Source organism: Mesorhizobium sp. M5C.F.Ca.IN.020.32.2.1, from assembly GCF_004023105.1.
In the GTDB taxonomy this organism is placed as follows: Bacteria; Pseudomonadota; Alphaproteobacteria; order Rhizobiales; family Rhizobiaceae; genus Mesorhizobium; species Mesorhizobium wenxiniae.
On the sequence record NZ_RZSX01001082.1, the window covers coordinates 1 to 1,843 of the forward strand.

Consider the following 1,843-nt stretch of genomic DNA (forward strand, 5'->3'; position numbering starts at 1 on the left):
ACCCTAAACTCATGCGCGAAAACGGCCTGGGCGCTGACGAACAGGAGGGCGAGGAGGAACACGGTGACGCCGAGTCGCTCCTCGAAGCTGCGCAGGAAGGACCTGTTGCGGCCGAGCCGCGCGCGAAAAGTGTGAGACATGATAGCTCCAGGAACTGAGAAATCGCGCCGTCGGCCGGTCGCGAACAGTTTCGATGTTGAACGAATCCGCCCGCGAAAAATTCCGCAAGGCGATCTGGGACGGATCAGGCCTTAGCCGGCGGCGCGCGCGGATTCGACGGAGAGCGGTCGCGGCTGAAATCGAGGTGCCGGAACGCCGGCAGCACAAACGCGACGGTTTCAACGGAAAAGTTGCCGGCCAACATGCCGGCAGCGGGCGGCGGCGCGTAAGCCGCCGAGGCCATGCCACAGCCGAGCACACAGCAAGCCGGCACGTGCTGCTGGTGCGGATCGCCGCCTGGAAGCTGGGCCGCGCCCTCCTGGGTGCAGATGACATTGCCGAAGGCGTCGAGTTGCGAAGCATCGGGGAAGCCGGAGGCGAATGCGCCAAACACCGACTGGAGCACGAGCAGATAGGCCGCGGCGAACGCGGCCGGCATGCTCCATCGTCTCCGCCGGATGTTCAAAAGCCTGCCTCTTCACGCAGCAACGGCAAATACCTAGCACGTGCTCGGCGGGCGGAAAATCGCCAAATTACTACTGCGGCAACGCAGCGCTTTAAGCCCGCTACGGTTGCTGGCCCTCGGGGATCGAGGTCAACAGGGTATTGCGCGCCGACTTCAGATGCTTGCGGCAGGCAGCGTCGACCTTGCCGAGATCGCGCGATTTGAGCGCCGCGATATAGGCCAGGTGTTCCGCGACCGCCACTTCGTTGCGCTCGCGCTCCTGAGCCTTATTCCACTGGTAGTGGTAGTGGAATATCATGGCGATGACGTCGTAGAAATCGACGATGAAGCGATTGTGCGACGCGCGGTGGATCAGCCGGTGAAAGCGCTCGTCGAGCTCCGAGAATTCGTTGAAGCGCGTGGCGATCTCGCGCGCCAGCCGGCGATGCTCGTCTTCCAGCCGGTCGAGGTCGGCCCAGACCGGGCTGTCTTCCGGCAGGGCGGTGAACGCGGCAGCCGAGCGCAATTCGAACATCTCGCGGATTTCGGTCAATTCCAGCGCGAAAGCGCGGGTAAAACCTTTCAGCACCCAATGGCTGTTGCGGCGTTTCTCGATCAGCCCGAAGCGGGAAAAGCGGATCAGGAACTCGCGCACGCTGGTGGTGCCGACGCCGATCTCGCGCGCCAACTCGAGCTCGTTGATCTGCATGCCGGGCTCGGCGCCGCCGGCAAGCAGTCGCCGCATGAAGGAGCGCTCGATGATCTGCGACAGGGAGTCGGTCTCTTCCTCGGGGAAAAAATCGTCCGGCCGCGGCACGCGCAAAACCGTCTTGCTGCGCTTGTTCCAGGCAATCAGCCCCGTCTCTTCCATGCGCGTAAGGATGGTGCGGATCGTCGTGCGGCTGACGCCGAGCAGCGTGCCAAGCTCGGGCTCGGACGGCAGGCTTTTCGTTTCGTCGAGCAGCCGCAAACCCCGATTGTAGGCGTCTTTATAGACGTTGTTGCTCTTCGACATCCCCTGCCCCGTTACGCCGCCGCTTGCGGCGGCGGTTTGAAGCGCGATATGACAAATGTTCCAAACGCAAAGGCCCCCAAAAAAGCGAGAATCGCTTTTCGAAAGTCAGCCCTGGTTCCAGTGTCCGATCCTCTGCACATCCTTAAGAACGCGCGGCGCTGTCACGAAAAAACAATTGACGCAAAACTGTTTTTTCACGATAAAAGACATTAACTGTTAACAGG

Annotated in this window: 2 protein-coding genes; both read right to left on the reverse strand. The window is 61.7% G+C overall.

The annotated features are described in order from the left end of the window. Positions 1-244 precede the first annotated feature (244 nt). A complete protein-coding gene (locus tag EOA86_RS33065) occupies positions 245-598 on the reverse strand; it encodes a DUF2946 family protein (protein WP_128345406.1) in 354 nt (117 codons plus the stop codon). Positions 599-725: 127 nt separating this feature from the next. Further along, on the reverse strand, positions 726-1,619 hold the full coding sequence (locus EOA86_RS33070; RefSeq protein ID WP_128345408.1) for a GntR family transcriptional regulator: 894 nt from the start codon (positions 1,617-1,619) through the stop codon (positions 726-728). Between the last annotated feature and the right edge of the window lie 224 nt (positions 1,620-1,843).

Excerpts from the sequence above, each read along its gene's own strand:
- EOA86_RS33065 (WP_128345406.1), bottom strand. The coding sequence starts at position 598 with ATGCCGGCCGCGTTCGCCGCGGCCTATCTGCTCGTGCTCCAGTCGGTG.
- EOA86_RS33070 (WP_128345408.1), bottom strand. The coding sequence starts at position 1,619 with ATGTCGAAGAGCAACAACGTCTATAAAGACGCCTACAATCGGGGTTTG.